The sequence below is a fragment of the Pauljensenia sp. 20925_1_34 genome (assembly GCF_041432775.1).
Taxonomy (GTDB): Bacteria; Actinomycetota; Actinomycetes; order Actinomycetales; family Actinomycetaceae; genus Pauljensenia.
Genome location: NZ_JAPWAG010000023.1, coordinates 1 through 18358, shown reverse-complemented (window position 1 = coordinate 18358; position 18358 = coordinate 1). Strand labels below are relative to the sequence as shown.

The 18358-nt window shown below is 67.6% G+C and carries 19 protein-coding genes; 2 read left to right on the top strand and 17 right to left on the bottom strand.

The window, feature by feature from the left end:
- Window positions 1-12: 12 nt before the first annotated feature.
- The 16 genes from dprA to O3669_RS08370 all read right to left on the bottom strand — a co-directional run bounded on the left by dprA (window position 13) and on the right by O3669_RS08370 (window position 14666).
- Window positions 13-1170, bottom strand: coding sequence for a DNA-processing protein DprA (gene dprA, locus O3669_RS08445; RefSeq protein ID WP_371524366.1), 1158 nt, complete (start codon window positions 1168-1170; stop codon window positions 13-15).
- Window positions 1160-2707 (bottom strand): YifB family Mg chelatase-like AAA ATPase, encoded by a 1548-nt coding sequence (locus O3669_RS08440; protein ID WP_371524365.1) that lies wholly within the window; start codon window positions 2705-2707, stop codon window positions 1160-1162. Before O3669_RS08440 ends, dprA begins: the two co-directional genes overlap by 11 nt.
- A complete protein-coding gene (locus tag O3669_RS08435) occupies window positions 2704-3144 on the bottom strand; it encodes a YraN family protein (RefSeq protein ID WP_295918750.1) in 441 nt (146 codons plus the stop codon). The genes O3669_RS08440 and O3669_RS08435 overlap by 4 nt, the downstream gene beginning before the upstream one ends.
- A 142-nt stretch (window positions 3145-3286) precedes the next feature.
- Window positions 3287-3586, bottom strand: coding sequence for a DUF2469 domain-containing protein (locus tag O3669_RS08430; RefSeq protein WP_314768145.1), 300 nt, complete (start codon window positions 3584-3586; stop codon window positions 3287-3289).
- A gap of 55 nt (window positions 3587-3641) precedes the next feature.
- Window positions 3642-4313: a ribonuclease HII gene (locus tag O3669_RS08425; protein ID WP_371524364.1), complete on the bottom strand. Its 672-nt coding sequence runs from the start codon at window positions 4311-4313 to the stop codon at window positions 3642-3644.
- Window positions 4310-5056, bottom strand: coding sequence for a signal peptidase I (gene lepB, locus O3669_RS08420; protein ID WP_295918741.1), 747 nt, complete (start codon window positions 5054-5056; stop codon window positions 4310-4312). The genes O3669_RS08425 and lepB overlap by 4 nt, the downstream gene beginning before the upstream one ends.
- A 111-nt stretch (window positions 5057-5167) precedes the next feature.
- Window positions 5168-5524 (bottom strand): 50S ribosomal protein L19, encoded by a 357-nt coding sequence (rplS, locus tag O3669_RS08415; protein ID WP_295918738.1) that lies wholly within the window; start codon window positions 5522-5524, stop codon window positions 5168-5170.
- A 165-nt stretch (window positions 5525-5689) separates the two neighbouring features.
- On the bottom strand, window positions 5690-7051 hold the full coding sequence (gene trmD, locus O3669_RS08410) for a tRNA (guanosine(37)-N1)-methyltransferase TrmD (protein WP_295967432.1): 1362 nt from the start codon (window positions 7049-7051) through the stop codon (window positions 5690-5692).
- A 1-nt stretch (window position 7052) separates the two neighbouring features.
- Window positions 7053-7565, bottom strand: a complete 513-nt coding sequence (rimM, locus tag O3669_RS08405; RefSeq protein ID WP_371524363.1) for a ribosome maturation factor RimM — start codon at window positions 7563-7565, stop codon at window positions 7053-7055.
- Window positions 7566-7655: 90 nt separating this feature from the next.
- A complete protein-coding gene (locus O3669_RS08400; RefSeq protein ID WP_003792828.1) occupies window positions 7656-7895 on the bottom strand; it encodes an RNA-binding protein in 240 nt (79 codons plus the stop codon).
- Window positions 7896-7897: 2 nt separating this feature from the next.
- A complete protein-coding gene (gene rpsP / locus O3669_RS08395; protein ID WP_314768150.1) occupies window positions 7898-8356 on the bottom strand; it encodes a 30S ribosomal protein S16 in 459 nt (152 codons plus the stop codon).
- A gap of 222 nt (window positions 8357-8578) precedes the next feature.
- On the bottom strand, window positions 8579-9685 hold the full coding sequence (locus tag O3669_RS08390) for an amidohydrolase family protein (protein ID WP_371524362.1): 1107 nt from the start codon (window positions 9683-9685) through the stop codon (window positions 8579-8581).
- Window positions 9686-9688: 3 nt separating this feature from the next.
- On the bottom strand, window positions 9689-11272 hold the full coding sequence (ffh, locus tag O3669_RS08385) for a signal recognition particle protein (protein ID WP_371524361.1): 1584 nt from the start codon (window positions 11270-11272) through the stop codon (window positions 9689-9691).
- Between the two features lie 101 nt (window positions 11273-11373).
- Entirely contained in the window at window positions 11374-12603 is a 1230-nt protein-coding gene (gene ftsY, locus O3669_RS08380; RefSeq protein WP_314768155.1) for a signal recognition particle-docking protein FtsY, read from the bottom strand.
- Between the two features lie 58 nt (window positions 12604-12661).
- Complete coding sequence (locus O3669_RS08375) at window positions 12662-13054, bottom strand: ABC transporter (protein WP_295918717.1); 393 nt, start codon at window positions 13052-13054, stop codon at window positions 12662-12664.
- 127 nt (window positions 13055-13181) lie between these two features.
- Window positions 13182-14666 (bottom strand): RNA polymerase sigma factor, encoded by a 1485-nt coding sequence (locus O3669_RS08370; RefSeq protein WP_371524360.1) that lies wholly within the window; start codon window positions 14664-14666, stop codon window positions 13182-13184.
- Between the two features lie 145 nt (window positions 14667-14811).
- Here O3669_RS08370 and O3669_RS08365 point away from each other — a divergent pair, with 145 nt between their 5' ends.
- A complete protein-coding gene (locus tag O3669_RS08365; protein WP_371524359.1) occupies window positions 14812-15915 on the top strand; it encodes a polyprenyl synthetase family protein in 1104 nt (367 codons plus the stop codon).
- An 18-nt stretch (window positions 15916-15933) separates the two neighbouring features.
- On the opposite strand, the gene O3669_RS08360 is transcribed toward O3669_RS08365, so the two are convergent.
- Window positions 15934-16287, bottom strand: coding sequence for an Rv2175c family DNA-binding protein (locus O3669_RS08360; protein WP_295918712.1), 354 nt, complete (start codon window positions 16285-16287; stop codon window positions 15934-15936).
- A gap of 83 nt (window positions 16288-16370) precedes the next feature.
- On the opposite strand from O3669_RS08360, the gene pknB reads away from it, so the two are divergent.
- Entirely contained in the window at window positions 16371-18314 is a 1944-nt protein-coding gene (gene pknB, locus O3669_RS08355) for a Stk1 family PASTA domain-containing Ser/Thr kinase (RefSeq protein WP_314768160.1), read from the top strand.
- Window positions 18315-18358: the final 44 nt, after the last annotated feature.

Genomic DNA, 18358 nt, shown 5'->3' with positions numbered 1-18358 from the left:
TCATCCTACGGTCTACCCCCTGTGCTTGCGTGCCCACCCGCGCGTCGAGGAGGTGACGAGACCGGCGACCGACAGGTCCATGAGGGCGCGGTTCACCTCCTGCCTCCCAAGGCCCGCGGACACGCAGATTGAGGCCACGGTGGCGCTCGCGCTGCGCGGCAGCGCTTCGAAGACTCGGCGCGCGACAGGTGCCAGCGCATCGATCCCCTGATCTTCTTCGACCGGCATACCAAAGAGGGTTGAGGAGGAGTCTGCCTCGATGGGCCCGGCGAGCTCGGCCGCGTCGCGCCCGTCGCGGATGATCGTCGCACCGTTGCGAGCCAGCTCGAGGCATCCCACCGCCATCGGAGCGTCGATCGCTCCCGGCACCGCGCCCAGCTCACGCCCGCAGCTCATGGCCCACCTGGCCGTCGCCAGGGCGCCGGAGCGAGCCCCGGCCTCGACGACAATGGTGGCCGCGCTCCACGCGGCGATGAGCCGGTTGCGGGTGAGGAAGCGCCACTTGGCGGGTCGGGCAGTGGGCGCCACCTCAGAGATGAGCACGCCGCGGCCCGCCACCATCTGGCGAAAGTCCTCAGTGTGGCACGCAGGGTAGGGGTTGAGAACGCCGCCGGCCAACACGCACACGGTGGCTCCGTCGCCCGCCATGGCTCCCCGGTGCGCCTCAATGTCGATGCCGATGGCTCCACCCGACACGACGCCGTATCCCGCGCGCGCCAGCTGGTAGGCCATGTTGCGCGCGCAGCGTCCACCCGCACTGGTCGACGCCCGGGCTCCGACGATAGACACGTATCCCGAGCACGCGGGGGACTCGGGCAAGGAGCCCAGGAACCACAGGCCCAGGGGTTCGTCCTCCCCCAGGCACTCCAGCTGCGCGGGCCAGCGCGGATCCGACCGCATCACAAAGCCGCCGCCCGCGCGTTCGACGCGCGCTAGGTCGCGCGAGGGGTCTGCCTCGAGGGCGCGCTCGCGCCACCGATTCCACTGCTTGGGCCAATCCGCGGTCGTGGACGAGCCCAACGCGGCCGGTACCCCCGACCACGGGGCTTGCAGCCACTCGCGCCCGGCCCGGTCCCCGAGCACGGTACGTACGACGCGCGCTGCCGGGTCCGCCGGTTCGGCGACGGCAGACCACCAGGCCCCCTCCCATACTGACTCGTCAGTTGTCATGATCGTGTCCATTCCGCAGCTGCTGAGCTGCAACGATGTGGTCGAAAGTAGGTGTCGGTGTCCCATCCAGATCAGCCAGGGTCCACGCCAGGCGCAGCATTCGGTCAACCCCGCGCATCGACGAGGCACCGGCGTCGACGAGCCGGTCCAGCTGGGCCACCAGCTCGGCGTCGATTCCGGAGTGGCGTCTGATCCACGCCCCGGGCAGCTGTGCGTTGCACGTCCAGGGCGTGCCCGCCAGGCGGTGGCGGCTGCGCTCTCGGGCCGCGCACACCCGCTCGCGGATCGTCGCCGAATCGGACGCGCCGGAGGCCGCCATGTCCGCCCGAGTCGGCGTGTGCACGTCGATCCGAATGTCCATCCGGTCCAGCAGCGGCCCGGACAGGCGCGCCATGTAGCGTCTCCTCGCAAGAGAAGAGCAGGTGCAGCGTCGTCCTCCGCGCCTGCCCCCGCACGGGCACGGGTTGGAGGCCATGATCAGCTGGAAGGCGGCCGGGTAGCGCGCGTGGATCCCCGAGCGGTGCAGGTTGACGACGCCGGATTCGAGGGGTTCGCGCAGTGAGTCCAGGACGGAGGGCGCGAACTCGGCGGCCTCATCGAGGAAGAGGATGCCCCCGTGCGCGAGCGACGCTGCACCAGGAGTGAGCGTGCGCGAACCACCGCCGATCAGCGCCGCCATGGTCACGCTGTGGTGTGGCGCTTGGAAGGGAGGGCGCCGCACGAGGGCCGTCCCGGTCGGCACGAGGCCGGCGACCGAATGGAGGGACGTCGTGACCAGGGCAGTGTCGGGGTCCAGGTCGGGCAGGATCGTGGGCAGGCGCGAGGCGAGCATGGTCTTGCCGGAACCCGGTTCCCCCAGCAGGAAGACGTGGTGTCCGCCGGCGGCGGCCACCTCCATCGCGGCGACGGCCTCGGGTTGGCCGCGCACGTCGGCCATGTCGAGCAGGGGCTGGGCCTCCACGACGCTGCACACGTCGCGCACGCCGAGCCGACCGTGGAAGGGCGCTTTGATTGCCTCTCCCCCGCCCCAGGCGATCAGGTCGGCCAGGTGGGCGAAAGCGACGACCTCGATACCAGAGACCAGCGCAGCCTCACGGGCGCAGGCCGCAGGAACGATGACGCGGCGCACGCCCTGCGAGCGCGCGGCGAGTACGGCGGGCAGCACTCCGCGCACGGGTTGGATGCTCCCATCCAGGGCAAGCTCGCCGACGATCACGCTGTCCTCGAAGGCGCGCGGCATCACCAGGCCAGTAGCCAGCGCAATCGACGAGGCGATGGCCAGATCGAACGCGGAACCCGACTTCGGGATGCCGGCGGGCGACAGGTTGACCGTGATGCGCTGATCCAGCACGTCCAGCCCGCAGGACTCGAAGGCTGCACGCACGCGGTCGCGGGCCTCGCGCACCGACGTATCCAGCAGGCCAACCAGTGTGAAGGCGACCAACCCCGCTCCGGCGTAGGTCTCGACGTCAACCAGATGCCCCTCGATGCCGACAACGCTCATCGAATACGTACGTGCAAGACCCGGCCCGCTCATTGCACGCCTCGCAGCCACAGTGCCTGGGCACCCAGGCTCCGCAGGTCCACGTCCGCGTCGGCCAGATCGGGCCAGGCACGCAGCGCCTGCGCATCCAGCGTCAGGGCCACGACGTCGATGCGAACCCGAGACCCGAGCCGGCCTCGTTGCCGACACCATGCACCCGTGAGCGCGCGCAACCGAGCGACCTTCCGCGGATCAACCGAGGCCAGCGCGCTACCGCGCGCTCGTCCCACCCGAGTGCGCACCTCGACGACGACGGTGTACGGCCGCGCCGGGTCCGTGTCGTCGCGCGCGATAATGTCGAGTTCTCCGCGCCTACCGTCGCGCCAGTTTCGTTCGAGGACATGCAGGCCCGCCTCTTGAATGATCAGGCGCGCGGTATACTCCCCTGCCGCGCCCAGGACCCGCCGGTCGGGTCGTGTTGAGCAATCCATGTCAGCTCACCTCCACGACCACAGTGCGCCCGCGCGTCCTGCCCGTTCAACGCGAAAACCGCCCCCTGTGGATAGGGAGCGGCACGCGGAAGACCCTGTGGATACGCCGCGACACGACGAGGGGCCTGTGGATACGCAACACTTAGGGGATGTCGAGCTCCGGCTTGGACAGCTCCTCGACGTTCACGTCCTTATAGGTGATGACCCGCACCGAACGCACGAAGCGCGACGAGCGGTAGATGTCCCACACCCACGCGTCAGTGAGCGTGAGCTCGAAAAAGACGTCGCCGCCGAACGGGCGCGCCTGGACGTCGACGTGGTTGCACAGGTAGAAACGCCTCTCGGTTTCCACGACGAACTTAAACAGGCCAATGACGTCGCGGTATTCCTTGAAAAGCTCCAGCTCGAGCTTGTTTTCGTAACCTTCGATTTCTTCGCTCACGCACCCCATCATGCCGGGGAACCTCCCCGGGGTCACCCTGCCACCCCGGCGCGCCCTACTTTGTGGGCTTCGTCGGCATCTTCCAGGAACGGCGATGAAAGTCGCAAACACCCAGCTCAGCGATGGCCCGAGCGTGCGCAGCCGACCCGTAGCCCTTGTTGGAAGCCCATCCGTACCCCGGGTCGTCGGCGTCGGTCATGAGACGGTCACGCGCGACCTTAGCCAGGACTGAGGCAGCGGCAACGACGGCGCAGGACAGGTCGGCCTTGACCTGCATGTGGACCGGAAGCTCCACGCCGAACGGATCCTCAGGTCCGTCGATTGCCCCGAACAGGTCATCGGGTTCGGACAGCCAGTCATGGGAGCCGTCCAAGAGGACACCACCGGGGACGAGGCCTCGGCTCGCGACGTCGGCGAGGGCTCGGCGCCCAGCAAGGCGCAGCGCGACAATGATCCCCCACCGATCGATCTCCTGAGGCGAGGCGTATCCGACGGCACAGTCTTGGACCCAGGACTGAATAGGCTCGACGAGAGCGTCTCGACGGCGCGGGGTGAGCGCCTTGGAGTCGGTCAGCCCCTCAGGCACGGGTCCGGCGTGCACGCCGATCAGGGCGACGCCGACGGCAACGGGGCCGGCCAGCGCGCCGCGCCCAACCTCGTCCATGCCAGCAACAATGCCCCAGTCAGAGGCAAGCGAGCGCTCAAGCTCGCGCGACGCGGTGGTCATGAGGGATTGGGAACGGAGGAAAAGACCTCGGGGTGCCCCACGTTCGTGCTCCAGTGAGACGTCGGCCAGATGACGGCCTGAACGGTGCCCACCACGGAGGAAACGGGGACGAAGGGCGACTGGCCCTCCCCCATGTGGTAGCGAGAGTCAGCAGAGTTCGAGCGATTATCGCCCATCACCCACAGGTAGCCCTCGGGGACAGTCACGTCGAAGATGCGCTCGCCGCAGGGCACCTGGCCGTCGGCGACGTAGGGCTCGTCGATCTCAACCCCGTTGACGCTCACCTTGCCGGACGAGCTCTCGCAGGTCACGTGGTCGCCGCCCACGCCGATGACGCGCTTGACGAGCGTCTGTTCTGTACCGCCGGGCACGAAGCCGGTGAACTCGCCGATCTTGCGCGCGATCGACGGGGTGGCAACATCGGTGCTTCCAAGCCATCCGAGCGTGTCGTCGAAGACGACGACGTCGCCGCGGTGAACGTTGGAGCGCAGCGCGTCGATACGCGAGACAGCGATACGGTCATCCTCCACCAGGGTGTTGCGCATCGACGGCGAGGGGATCCAGAAGACCTGCACGACAAAGGCGCGCAGCAGCGAGGAGATCAAAAGCGCGACGATGATAATGACGATGATCTCGCGCAGCCACACCCAGGGGTTGCGCCGGGCTCGCGCCTCAGCGCGCTCGCGATCCCGTAGCGAAGGCGCATGCACCGGTCCGAGCGAGGGGCTAGCAGTCGAGGTCATGCACTCTCCTTCATGTCTGTGTAACCATCCAAGGATACGGCGAGGCCCGACACCGGCGCGCGGTGTCGGGCCTTTCCGTGAAAAATGCCAAGGCGCGTGGCCCGGCTGGCCTCACTCGGCCTTGCCGGAGCGGTGCTCCTTGATCTTGGCGGCCTTGCCGTGACGCTCACGCAGGTAGTAGAGCTTGGCGCGGCGCACGTCGCCCTTGGTGACGACCTCGATGTGGTCGATCGTGGGGGCGTGAACCGGGAAGGTACGCTCAACGCCCACGCCGAAGGAAACCTTACGGATGGTGAACGTGGCGGACACGCCGTGACCGCGACGAGCGATCACGACACCCTGGAAGACCTGGATACGGGAGCGGTTGCCTTCGATAACCTTGACGTGCACCTTGAGGGTGTCGCCCGCGCGGAACGGCGGGATGTCATCGCGCAGCGAAGGCGCGTCAACGGCGTCCAGCTTCTGCATTTTTTCTCCTTGACGCATCTGCCGCAGGTCGGAAGCGCCTGGTTGGGCGGGGTGATCCCGCTCATTCGTTCGTTTGATCGTGCGCCTCGGTGTCCCCCTGCGGCAGGATGAACCGCGCACAATCCTGGGTTATTGTCCCACAGTTGCGCCCTGTGAGGCGAGCGTTTACTCGACCGGCGTCGTGAGATCACGCACCATGACGACGTCGTAGTTGATCACTCCCCCGACGTCGAAGGTTCGCGTCGAGCGCTTGCGGAAGCCATGCCTCTTGTAGAAGGCCTGCGCCCCCTTATTGCCGCGGTTGGTTCCCAGCACGATCGCGCGGTGGCCCGCCTGCTCGGCGTCCGCGACGGCGCGCTCGAGGAGGACGTCGGCGATGCCGCTGCCCCGCCACGCCGCATCCACGTAGCACTTGGACAGGTAGGCGCTGCCCTCCTCGACGCGTCCGGGACGCACGAGATCGGCCGGAAGCGCTTCGGATCCGATGTGGGTGAGCACGTATCCGACGAGGCCACCCCAGACCTCGGCAACGAAGAGACGGTGGCGCTCGGGATCGGAAATAAGAGCGTCAAACACGTCCGCGCTCAGCTGCGTGGCGATGTGTTCCTCGATGGCGTCCTGGGGCAGGTTCGCGGGGCAGGCGTCCGGGAACGTGCGCGCGGCAAGCTCGCTGACCGCGACGGTGTCCTCAAGCTGAGCCAGTCGCACCTCGAGCCGCTCCGCCGCGCCCGCTCGCGGGTAAGCGACACCGCAGGAGGCCAACGTCGCGCGATCGGGGCCGCTGAGCGAGGCCGCATCGAGCGAGAGGGCGAGGTCCGGGCGTACCGCCACGGTCTTTTCGATCGCGCGGTCGCGCCGCCACCGCTCGATGGCCGCGTGGTTGCCGCCCAGCAGCACCTCGGGAACCTCGAGGGAGCGAAACTCGCGCGGCTTGGTGAACACGGGGTATTCGAGCAAGCCCGCGCCCGAGTGCGACTCCTCAACCAGGGAGTCCGGGTTGCCCATGAAGCCATCGAGCAGACGAGCCACGGCCTCGGTCAACACCATCGCGGCGACCTCGCCGCCGTTGAGCACGTAGTCGCCGATGGAGAACTCCAGCACCTCCACGCCTGCGCTGCGGTAGTGGTCGGCGACGCGCGCGTCGATGCCCTCGTAGCGCCCGCAGGCCACGACGATCTGATCGGCGTGAGCCAGGTCCTCGACGAGGCCCTGGATGAGCGGGGTGCCCGAGGGTGTGGGGATCGCGAGGACACGACGGGACGAGGCCGGGGCTTCCTGCGCGGCATCGGCCCCAAGGGAGGTCGCCAGGACCTCGTCGAGGGCGCGCGCCCACACGTCGGCGCGCATCACCATGCCGGCGCCGCCGCCGTAGGGCGTGTCGTCGACGCTGCGGTGTTTGCCACTCGCCCACTCGCGTAGGTCGTGCGATGCGAGGGACACGAGGCCAGCATCCTCGGCCTTGCCCATGAGGGACAGGGTCAGGGGCGCGAAGTACTCGGGGAAAATGGAGATCAGGTCGAAGCGCACGCTACTTGCCGTCCCGCTCCGAGACCGCCTGGTCGTCAAACAGGCCGGGAGGTGCGTCGATGATGACGACGCCGCCCTCGACGTCGACGGTGGGCACGAGCTGGGTGACGAAAGGAACCATGACGGTACCTGCGGGCGTCTTGACGAGCAGCAGGTCCTGCGCGGCTCCGGGGGTCAGGCCGGTGACCGTCCCCAGGTCCTCTCCGCCCGGCGTGCGCGCCGAAAGGCCCTTGAGCTGGTGGGGGTACCACGCGTCTTCTTCCTCGTGTTCCTCGACGAGGAGTCGAGCTCCGCGTAGCGCCTCGGCGTCCTCGCGGGAGGCACATTCCTCGAAGGAGGCCAGGACGCGGTCCTTGTGGACGCGCACGCTTCGCACGGTCAGGGCGGCGCCGCGGCCCGCGATCTCCAGGGATGCCCCGGGGGCCAACACCTCAGGATCGTCGCTGCGAACGTCGAGAATGACCTCGCCGCACAGGCCGTGAGCGGGGCCGACGATAGCGGCTGTGAGCTGCATGGGTTCTCCTCACCATAAACGGGGAATCTTCCCGAAGGATACAACGAAGGGGCCCGGCAATGCCGGACCCCTTCGTGACGTGTGCGAGTCTTACTCGCGATCCGTGTCGACGACGTCGACTCGAACGGTGCCGCGCGTAGACAGCGCACCCATGACGGTGCGCAGAGCGCGAGCCGTCCGACCGCCGCGTCCGATCACGCGACCCAGATCCTCGGGGTTCACGCGAACCTCAAGAAGCTGACCGCGTCGCATCGAACGAGGGGTCACCTCGACATCTTCGGGGTGGTCAACGATGCCGCTGACCAGGTGCTCCAGCGCGTCGGCGAGCATGCTCAGGCATCCTCTCCAGCGGCTTCGTCAGAAGCCTGCTCGGCCTCGGCGGCAGCTGCGGCAGCAGCAGCCTCTTCCTCGGCCTTCTTGGCGGAGGCAGCAGCCTTGGACTTCTCGGCCGCAGCCTCGGCGTCCTTGATGGCCTGCTCGGCCTGGGCGGCCTTGTCGGCCTCGGAGACGATGACGCGGGAAACCGCGTCGGCCTTGCCGTTGAACTTGGCGATGTCACCGGTCAGGACCAGCAGGTTGCGGACCTGGTCGGAGGGCTGAGCGCCAACGCCGAGCCAGTACTGGGCGCGCTCAGAGTCGATACGAATGACCGACGGGTCGGGCTGAGGATCGTAGTAGCCGACCTCTTCGATGACGCGGCCGTCACGCTTCTTGCGCGAATCGACGACGACAACACGGTACTGGGCGGCGTGGATCTTACCCACGCGCTTCAGGCGAATTCGAACTGCCACTTGAGTGGTCTCTCCATTTCAGAATTGGTGTGGACCTTTGCGTCCCAAGGTGGGAAACACAGGGGTCGCATCGGACCGGGACACGACGATCCGCAGTGAGAGGGTCTACGAACCGCCGGGTACAGCTAGCGATTATGCCACAATTTGGCGCAATTTCCCACATGGGAACTCCGAGCCCGGCGGCGCAGCACGGTTAGATCAATCACGTCCGGGAGCTGCCGGTTAGGCGCGCTCCCACGCGAGCGTTCCGCCGACGTAGACCGCGCGGGGACGCGCCATGGCCAGGGGGTCGGTGCGCGGATCCTCATCGAGGATCAGCAGGTCCGCCGGGCCCGCCTCGACGAGGCCGGGGCGGCCCAGGTAGAGCTGGGTGACCCAGGTGGAGGCGTCGATGATGGTCCGAGCGGATGCACCCCAGCGCGCCCACAGGTCCAGTTCGCCCGCGATGGAGCCGTGCTCCTGATAGCCGCCCGAGTCGGTGCCCTGCAGCAGCAGGACATCGGCGTCAAGCAGCATCTGGAAGTGCTCGCGCCGATTGTCGTACATGGCCTGCATCGTGGCCGCATACACGGGGTACTTGGTGCCCGCCTGCGCGGCGAAGTGGCGGAAGAGCTCCACCTGACGCAGGGTCGGCGTCACAGCGATTCCACGGGCGGCGATCTCGCTGGCCTGGTCCGCGTCGATGCCGCTGCCGTGCTCGATGTCGTCGACCCCGGCCTCGATGAGTGAGTCGATGACACGGTGAGAGAAAGCATGGACCGCGATCCGCGCCCCGGCCTCGTGAACGGCGGCGACCGCATCGCGCAGAACCGCGGGCTCCCACAGGGGCATCAGGTCGGAATCGGCTCCGCCCGAGCGGTCGATCCAGTCGCCGACGATCTTCACCCAGCCATCCGAGCCGCGCGCCATGTCCACCAGAACGCCGGGCAGCTCGCGCTGATCCTCGACATCGAGCGGCAGGCCGCGCATGTAACGCTTGGGGCGCGCGACGTGGCGGCCGCAACGGATGAGCCGCGGGCCGACCAGATCACGCACGCCGGAGTTGTCGACGGGCACGCCGCAGTCGCGCACGAGCGTCACGCCACTGGCAAGCGTTGCACCCGCCTGGCTCACCATCTCCTCGGGCGAGACAGACCCGTCGTCGGAGTAGCCGATATGACAGTGGGCGTCAGCCATGCCCGGGACGATGAATCCGACGTGCTGCGCGCGCTCGCGCTGATCGTCGCCGACGCGGCGTATGCGCCCGTCGGTGACAGACCACGTGCCAGTGACCCACTCAGGGCGCGCGCACGCATCCTCGGCCCACAGGCCGACGCCGGTGACGAGCATGGCTCAGAGCTGGCCGAGCATGCGCTTGACGTCGTCCGGCAGATCGTCGATCGTCGGACGCGGAGCGGGGGCCTCGGTCGGAGCTCCGAAAGACGAGCCCTGCGGGGCGCTGCGCTCCGACGGGGGCAGCATGGCCTCGAGCTCCTGCTGGCGACGCTTAGCGGGGTTGCCAGAGCGGGCCTTCTTCTTCACGCGAGCGCGCTGCGCCTGCGCCTTGCGGGCGTTGGCCTTCTGCTTGGCCTTGCCGCCGCGACCGGGCAGGGCGCCCATGCCGGGCACTCCCCCGCCCATCTGACCCATCTGGCCCATCATTTCGCGGGCCGCCTCGAAGCGCTGGACAAGCTGGTTGACCTCGGTGACGGTCGTGCCAGAGCCGCGGGCGATACGCGCGCGGCGCGAGCCGTTGAGGATGGACACGTCCTCACGCTCGGCGGGGGTCATCGAACGGACGATGGCCTCGACGCGATCCACCTCGCGTTCGTCGAAGTTCTCGATCTGGTCGCGCAGCTGGGCCGCGCCCGGGATCATGCCGAGCATCTTCTTCATGGAGCCCAGCTTCTTGATCTGCTGAAGCTGGCTCAGGAAATCGCCGAGGGTCAGCTGGCCGGCGAGCGCCTTGGAGGCGACCTTTTCGGCCTCCTCTGCGTCCATCTTCTTTTCGGCCTGCTCGATGAGCGTCAGGATGTCGCCCATGTCGAGGATGCGACCGGCCATACGGTCCGGGTGGAAGCGCTCGAAGTCCTCCAGGCCCTCGCCCGTGGAAGCAAACAGGATGGGCGCGCCGGTCACGCCGCGCACGGACAGCGCCGCACCGCCGCGGGCATCGCCGTCCAGCTTGGACAGGACGACACCCGTGAAGCCCACGCCGTCGCGGAACGCGGTGGACGTGGAAACCGCGTCCTGGCCCACCATCGCGTCCAGGACGAACATGATCTCGTGGGGGCTCACGGCATCGCGGATCGCGATCGCCTGGTTCATCATCTCCTGGTCGACACCCAGGCGGCCGGCGGTATCGACAATGACAACGTTGATGCCGCTCTGGCGGGCGAATTCGACGCCGGAGCGCGCAACCTCGACGGGGTTACCCACGCCGTTACCCGGCTCGGGGGCCCACACCTTGACGCCGGCGCGCTCGCCGACGACCTGGAGCTGCTGGACGGCGTTGGGGCGCTGGAGGTCGGAGGCCACGAGGAGGACGGTCTTGCCTTCCTCGCGTAGCCACTTGCCGAGCTTTCCGGCCAGCGTCGTCTTACCGGCGCCCTGGAGGCCGGCCAGCATGAAGACGGTCGGGCCGGACTGAGCGAAGGTCAGCTCACGGGTGGCGCCGCCCAGAATCTCGACGAGCTCGTCGTGAACGATAGAGACGACCTGCTGGCCGGGGTTGAGGGCCTTGGAGCGCGCCGCACCGTAGGCCTTCTCACGCACCTGGGAGGTGAATTGACGAACGACGGGGAGGGCGACATCCGCCTCGATGAGCGCCCGGCGAATATCGGAAATCGCCTGGTCGACGTCCGACTCGGTCAGGACCCCGCGGCTGCGCAGGTTGCGGAAGGATTGGGTCAGGCGATCTGACAGGTTTCCAAACACGTGTGTTCTCCCAAGATGGCTACAGTACTAGCTCAGATTAGCGCACCTCGGCCCCGGTCGTATGACTGACCGGGGCCGAGGAGCTGACGTGGATTGGGGGTTTAGGCGCGACCCACGATCGCATCGACGAAGCCCTGCGGGTCGAAGGGGGCCAGATCATCCGCGCCTTCGCCCAGGCCGACGAACTTCACGGGCACGCCAAGCGCACGCTGGACCGACACGACGATTCCGCCCTTGGCGGATCCGTCCAGCTTGGTCAGCACGATGCCGGTCACGCCGGTCGCCTGAGCGAACACCTCCGCCTGCTTCATGCCGTTCTGGCCGGTGGTGGCGTCCAGCACCAGGAGCACCTCGGACACGGGGGCCTGCTTTTCCATGACGCGCTTGATCTTGCCGAGCTCGTCCATGAGGGTGGACTTGTTCTGGAGTCGGCCGGCGGTGTCGACGAGGACGACGTCCACGTCGCGAGAGATACCCTCGCGCACAGCCTCGAAGGCAACGGAGGCCGGGTCTGCGCCCTCGCGGTCGCTTCGCACGACGTCGACGCCCACGCGCTCGCCCCACGTGGCCAGCTGGTCCGCGGCTGCGGCGCGGAAGGTGTCGGCGGCTCCCAGGAGGACGGACTTGTCCTCCGCAACGAGGATGCGGGCGAGCTTACCGACCGTGGTGGTCTTGCCGGTGCCATTCACGCCGACCATGAGGACGACGGCGGGCTTGGCCGTGCCATCCACCTCGGGGCGGCTCAGGTCCAGGGAGCGGTCCATGTCGGGGCCGACAAGGGCAAGGAGTTCCTCGCGCAGGATCTCGCGGATACGGGCCTCGTCGGTCGTGGACTCGACGGCGACCCGGCGCTTGAGCGCCTCCATGAGGGAGTCGGTGGCCTCCAGGCCAAGGTCCGCAATGAGGAGGGATTCTTCGATCTCTTCCCAGTCGGCGGCGCTCAGCTGGCCGCGGCTGAGGACTCCGAGGATGGCGCGGCCCAGCGCGCCGGAGGAGGCGAGCCGTTCGCGCAGGCGCTCCATGCGCCCGCGCACGGGTTCGGGGCGTTCGACGGAGGGAGCGGCCTCTACAGTCGGCTCAACCTCGACGGCTGGTTCTTCGACGGCCTCGGGGCCGGCGCGCGGCTGCTCGGGGCTGTCCTGGGCGCCATCACTCGGCGCTGGGCTCTCCTCGGCAACGGGCACCTGGGGCTGGTCCGCGGGGCGCAGGTCGTCGGCGGAACGGCGCTTGGAGCTGACGGCCACGCGGATAACGAGGCCGATGAGCACCGCAAGCACCAGGGCGACGACAACGGCCCACGGTGTTTGAAGGAATGAAACAAATGCGTCCATGGGGCCATTATCCCCCATGGACGCATCTGGATGAAAGCGCGAGTCCCGTCACGACACGTTAGTGCCCCTGTGAGCCCTTAGTTCCCGTGCCACCCTGACCGCCCTTGCCGCCACGATCAAATCGGCCACTCACGCGACCGGTGACGTTTTCGAGGCGGTCGATGCCAGGCAGGCGATCAGCGTCAAAATAGGCGCTCGTCGAATCGGCACCTTGCAGCAGCGCATCGAGTGAGGAGGTTCGCGGAACGACGGGACCGTCGCCAGACCCAGCCGCTCGCTTGGGCAGGGAGTGGGTACGCACCTCCTGCGTGATCTCTTCACGCTCACGCTTGATGACGCCCTTCCAGTCGTCGGCGCTGCGCCGAGACAGCGCGAGTGCCGCCACAACGCCACCCGCGACGACGATAACCAGGACGACAGTCACAACGAGAATCAACGTACCCTCAAGCATGTCTTCATCCTGCCTCACACACCCCTCAACAAGCGACACTGCCACCCGAAGCTGACCGCATTGTGACGATGTTGTCATGGGGGCCAGGAACGCGTGTTCCTGGCCCCCATGACGGACTAACTATGCGTCAGTCGAGGTAGTCGCGCAGCACCTGCGAACGCGAGGGGTGGCGCAGCTTCGACATCGTCTTGGACTCGATCTGGCGGATGCGCTCGCGCGTGACGCCGTAGACCTTGCCGATCTCGTCGAGGGTCTTGGGCTGGCCATCGCCCAGGCCGAAGCGCATCGACACGACGCCGGCCTCACGCTCGGAGAGCGTGTCCAGGACGTGGTGGAGCTGTTCCTGCAGGAGCGTGAAGGACACGGCGTCGGCGGGCACAATGGCCTCAGAGTCCTCAATGAGGTCGCCGAACTCGGAGTCGCCGTCCTCACCCAGCGGCGTGTGCAGCGAGATGGGCTCGCGGCCGTACTTCTGGACCTCGACGACCTTCTCGGCGGTCATGTCCAGTTCCTTGGCCAGCTCCTCCGGCGTGGGCTCGCGGCCCAGGTCCTGGAGCATCTGGCGCTGAACGCGCGCAAGCTTGTTGATGACCTCGACCATGTGCACCGGGATACGGATCGTGCGGGCCTGGTCGGCCATCGCTCGGGTGATCGCCTGACGGATCCACCACGTCGCGTAGGTCGAGAACTTGTAGCCCTTCGTGTAGTCGAACTTTTCGACCGCGCGGATAAGACCAAGGTTGCCTTCCTGGATGAGGTCCAGGAACTGCATGCCGCGGCCGGTGTAGCGCTTGGCCAGCGACACGACCAGACGCAGGTTGGCCTCGAGCAGGTGGTTCTTGGCCTGCTGACCGTCCTGGGCGAGGAAGTGCAGCTCGCGACGCTCGCGGCTGGTCATCTCGTCGGCCTGGTTCTTGAGCTTGTACTCGGCGTACAGACCGGCCTCAATGCGGCGGGCAAGGTCGACTTCCTGCTCAGCGTTGAGCAGGGACACCTTGCCGATCTGCTTGAGGTAGTCCTTGACGGGGTCGGCGGTCGCGCCTGCGACAGTCACCTGCTGGACAGGCTCGTCGGTCTCGTCAGAGTCGGAGACGACGAAGCCGCCCTTGACGTGGATACCAGCGTTCGTACGCTCGCGCAGAGCGGCGCCCTCAGAGGCCTTGGGATCTTCTTCCTCAGCCTCCTCCTCGGCTACATCCTCGTCCTCGGTGTCGGCCACCAGCTCGGGATCCTCGAGGTCGTCGCCCGTAGGGTCGAAGTCCTCGTCTTCCGTGACCTCGAGTTCCTCGGTGATCTCCTCGACGACCTCGGCGTCCTTCTTCTTGCGGCCGCGCGCCTTCTTGGCGGCGGGCTTCTTCGTCGCCTTCTCCTCGCCGGCCTCGGCAGCCTTCTTCGTCGCTTTCTTGGGAGCAGCCTTCTTCGTGGTCTTCTTGGCAGCGGGCTTCTTGGCCGCTTTCTCCTCAGTACCCGCGGCAGCCTCAGCCTTCACAGACGTCGTGGCCTTCTTGGCGCGCGTCGCCTTCTTAGCGGGGGCCTTCACCTCCGCGATATCCTCACTCGTCGCGGAGTCCTGTGCCGAAGCGCGCGATGCACTCACTCGGGTCCCTTTCATTGATGGGTATGCAAAACTCAGCCGATCGCAAATCGGCATACCATCGCCAGTCTAGTGCCTCGCCCGGTAGTTTTCCTGACGGTAGGTGTGAATCTTCCCCGCCTTCGCCGCCCACGGCGCTGGCAGGGTCCGTTAGAGTGACCCTATGAGTCTGAGCGAGAGTTTCTCCGTGCTGCGTCCCCACATCGACGAGGCGACGGCCGCCGCCCTGGCCCGCCTCCTGACGCGCGCGGGCGCGAATACGCGATCGTCGAATTTCGCCGAGGCCGTGTTGGCCTCGGCCGCGGGAGGCAAGCGTTTCCGGGCCCTCATGGCGCACGTCGGATGGGCTTTGGCCTCCGGCAAGCCACTCGCGGACGCCTCCGTGCCCCACCTGGCCGCGGCGCTCGAGCTCTACCAGGCCAGCGCCCTGGTCCACGACGACATCATTGACCACGCGGACGAGCGCCGCGGACAGCCCACCCCTCACCGCGCCCTGGCGACGCGTCACAGCGACGCGGGCTGGATCGGGTCATCGAGCGCCTTTGGTCTCAATGCCGCCATCCTCGTGGGTGATTTCCTTTTCTCTGCGGCAACGGCGCAGGCCGATGAGCAGGCTCTGGAGCTGCGCGCCGACTGCGTCCAGACGTTCACCCAGCGTTTCGCCGACATGCACGCCGAGGTGGCCCTGGGCCAGTATCTCGACATCCTGGCCGAACAGCACCCGCTGGACCCCCAGCGCGCCGACGCGCTCAGTGCAGACGCCGCCCTGGAGGTCGCCCTCCACAAGTCCGCTCACTACTCGGTGGTCCACCCCGGCGTTCTGGGTGCTATCTGCGGGGCTCCCTCGCTCGCGCAGGCTCTCCCACTGATCGAGGTCCTGGAGACGATCCTGACCCCCTGGGGCCTGGCCTTCCAGCTGCGCGATGACGACCTGGGTGTCTTCGGAGATCCCGCTGTGACCGGCAAGCCCGCCGGAGACGACCTGCGCGAGGGCAAGCGCACTGTCCTGCTCGCCCTCACGTGGGCGGCCTCCTCCCCCGCTGAGCGCACAGCCCTCACCGAGGTGCTCGGGGTAGCCGAGGCCTCGGCCGAGCAGATCGCGAGGGCCACGGCGATCGTCGAGCGCAACGGGCGCGCCGCCCACGAAGCAGAGATCGCACGCCTGGTCGAAGAGGGACACCGCGCGCTCAACGCCTCACACGTCGACGCCGACGCAGCCTCCATGCTGCGTGAACTCTGCGACATCCTCACCGCCCGGCGCGCCTAGACACCGGGGCGAGGACTCTCAGAACGCCAGCGTCGAAGCGATGCGATTGACCCGGTGGTGACGCCCCGAGGTCAGCGCGTCGATCGGGCGCTCGCCGAGCTCATCCTGGACCTCGTACAGCCACGACAGCGACTCCTCGGGCGTGAAGCCGTCATCGGCGAGCAACGTGAGCGTACCCTGCAGGAAGGGCAGCGGCTCCCACCCGTTCGCCCCCTTGACGAGGAGCTCCTGAGGGACACCGCGCGTGCCGCTCGCGTCGCGCCCATCAATGAGGACTCGATCGCGGATCAGCTGCTTGAGGCGACGCTCTTCAATGCCGAGCAGACGGCACACGTCCTCGATGGACAACAGGGTGATGTCAGCATGTGTCATGAGCGCAACACTACCCCATGACAGCGCCGCACCGACGCCCGCACCTCCTATGATTTGCCAAAAACTCCCATAGAATCGACCAGGTGAGCGACGAGAAAACATACGACCAAACCGACCCGCTGATTGGAGTGCTGGTCGACGAGCGCTACCGTGTCACGCGCAGGCTGGCCCGAGGCGGCATGGCCACCGTGTATATCGCCCAGGACGAGCGCCTCGAGCGCCCCGTTGCGCTCAAAGTCATGCACCCGCACCTGGCAGAATCTGAGGCGTTTGTCGAACGCTTCCGGCGCGAGGCGCGCGCCGCCGCCCGCATCGTTCACCCGGGCGTCGTCTCCGTCTTCGACCAGGGCGTCGTCGCCGGGCAGGGCTTCCTCGTCTTGGAGCTGATCGACGGGACGAATCTGCGCGCCCTGCTCGCCGCACAGGGCGCCTTCACCATCCCGCAGGCGCTGCGCTACACCACCAACATCCTCGAAGCGCTGCGCGCCGCGCACCGCATGGGCGTCATTCACCGCGACATCAAGCCCGAGAACATTCTCGTTCCCACCGATGGACCCGCGAAGGTCACCGACTTCGGCCTGGCGCGCGCGGCCTCGGAAGTGTCGATGTCCTCCACGGGCAACATGCTCGGCACGGTCGCCTACATCGCGCCCGAAATTGCCCTGACCGCGGAGGCCGACGCGCGCTCCGACATCTACTCCGTGGGCATCATGCTCTACGAGATGCTCACCGGCGCCGTGCCCTGGGCAGGAGAGTCGCCCCTCCAGATCGCCTCGCACCACGTCTCCGACGACGTGCCCAGCCCGTCCGCCAGCCAGACGTGGATCCCCCGTGACATCGACGACCTGGTCGCAGCGCTCACCGCTCGCGATCCCGCCAATCGCCCCGCTGACGCCTCCGACGCCATCGAACTCGTGGCACGCGCCGCGGCCTCGATCCCTTCCGACATCGCCAACCGCCGCGCCGAGATCGTGCGCGCTGAGGCGTCGGGAGGCTCTCAGACCACCGCGCTGAACACCGAGCTGCTTTCCGCTCACCTCACGAAGGCCATGCCCGCCCCAGCCGCTACGACCGTGACCACCGTGCATACCTCGGGTTCCGCCAAGGAGTCGAACAGCCAGGTCCCCACCAAGAAGTCGACACGCGCGATCCTGGTGGCCACGATCGTTGTCCTCCTACTCGTCGCCGCCGGCATCGGCGGACGCTGGTGGTGGACCGAATACGGCCCTGGGTCCTACCTGACGATGCCAGCCACCGACGGGCGCCCCCTCGACGAGGTGCAAGAAGAACTCACCACACTCGGCCTGGCCTCCCAGGTCGAGGAGGAATTCTCCGACGATGTCCAATCCGGCTTCATCACCCACTCCGACCCGGACGGGGGCGGTGCGGTCCACAAGCGTGCCTCCGTGCTCCTCTACGTGTCCAAGGGTATCGACATGAAAGAGGTTCCCAACCTGGTCGGCAGCACCCAGGATATGGCCTCTCGCGCCCTGAGCGACGCCGGCCTGGCCATCGGAGCGATTACCGACGCCTACTCCGAGGACGTTGCCCAAGGCCAGGTTATCTCGCAGTCCGTGGCCGCGGGCACCTCACTGGCCCACGACTCGACCGTCGACGTCGTCTTGTCCAAGGGGCGCGAACCGCTAACAGTCCCGAGCGTGGCGGGTCAGAGCTCCTCCGCGGCCAAGAGCTCCATCGAGGCGCTGGGTCTCGTGGCCGCTCCGAGCGAGGCCTACTCCGACACGGTCGCCGAGGGCCAGGTCATCTCCCAGCAGACCCGCGAGGGCTCGACCCTGTACCGCGGCGACTCCGTCGCCTACACCGTGTCCAAGGGCCCCGAGACGGTCGCCGTGCCCGACGTCGTCGGACTCCAGCGCCAGGATGCGCGCACCAAGCTCGAAAACGCCGGATTCACCGTCCAGGAAGAGCTGATCCTCGGCGGCTTCTTCGACACCGTGCGCTCGACCGACCCGGCCGGTGGCTCCAAGATCAAGAAGGGCTCAACCGTCACCATGTCCATCGTGTGACGGCCCGGTGTGTACCCTGCCGGGGCGGGATCCTTCGGGGTCCC

Bases quoted from the DNA above. Each gene is read 5' to 3' on its own strand.
- dprA (WP_371524366.1), bottom strand. From the start codon at position 1,170: ATGACAACTGACGAGTCAGTATGGGAGGGGGCCTGGTGGTCTGCCGTC.
- O3669_RS08440 (WP_371524365.1), bottom strand. From the start codon at position 2,707: ATGAGCGGGCCGGGTCTTGCACGTACGTATTCGATGAGCGTTGTCGGC.
- O3669_RS08435 (WP_295918750.1), bottom strand. From the start codon at position 3,144: ATGGATTGCTCAACACGACCCGACCGGCGGGTCCTGGGCGCGGCAGGG.
- O3669_RS08425 (WP_371524364.1), bottom strand. From the start codon at position 4,313: ATGACCACCGCGTCGCGCGAGCTTGAGCGCTCGCTTGCCTCTGACTGG.
- lepB (WP_295918741.1), bottom strand. From the start codon at position 5,056: ATGACCTCGACTGCTAGCCCCTCGCTCGGACCGGTGCATGCGCCTTCG.
- rplS (WP_295918738.1), bottom strand. From the start codon at position 5,524: ATGCAGAAGCTGGACGCCGTTGACGCGCCTTCGCTGCGCGATGACATC.
- rimM (WP_371524363.1), bottom strand. From the start codon at position 7,565: ATGCAGCTCACAGCCGCTATCGTCGGCCCCGCTCACGGCCTGTGCGGC.
- O3669_RS08400 (WP_003792828.1), bottom strand. From the start codon at position 7,895: ATGCTCGCCGACGCGCTGGAGCACCTGGTCAGCGGCATCGTTGACCAC.
- O3669_RS08390 (WP_371524362.1), bottom strand. From the start codon at position 9,685: ATGCTCGTCACCGGCGTCGGCCTGTGGGCCGAGGATGCGTGCGCGCGC.
- ftsY (WP_314768155.1), bottom strand. From the start codon at position 12,603: ATGGACGCATTTGTTTCATTCCTTCAAACACCGTGGGCCGTTGTCGTC.
- O3669_RS08375 (WP_295918717.1), bottom strand. From the start codon at position 13,054: ATGCTTGAGGGTACGTTGATTCTCGTTGTGACTGTCGTCCTGGTTATC.
- O3669_RS08370 (WP_371524360.1), bottom strand. From the start codon at position 14,666: ATGAAAGGGACCCGAGTGAGTGCATCGCGCGCTTCGGCACAGGACTCC.
- O3669_RS08365 (WP_371524359.1), top strand. From the start codon at position 14,812: ATGAGTCTGAGCGAGAGTTTCTCCGTGCTGCGTCCCCACATCGACGAG.
- O3669_RS08360 (WP_295918712.1), bottom strand. From the start codon at position 16,287: ATGACACATGCTGACATCACCCTGTTGTCCATCGAGGACGTGTGCCGT.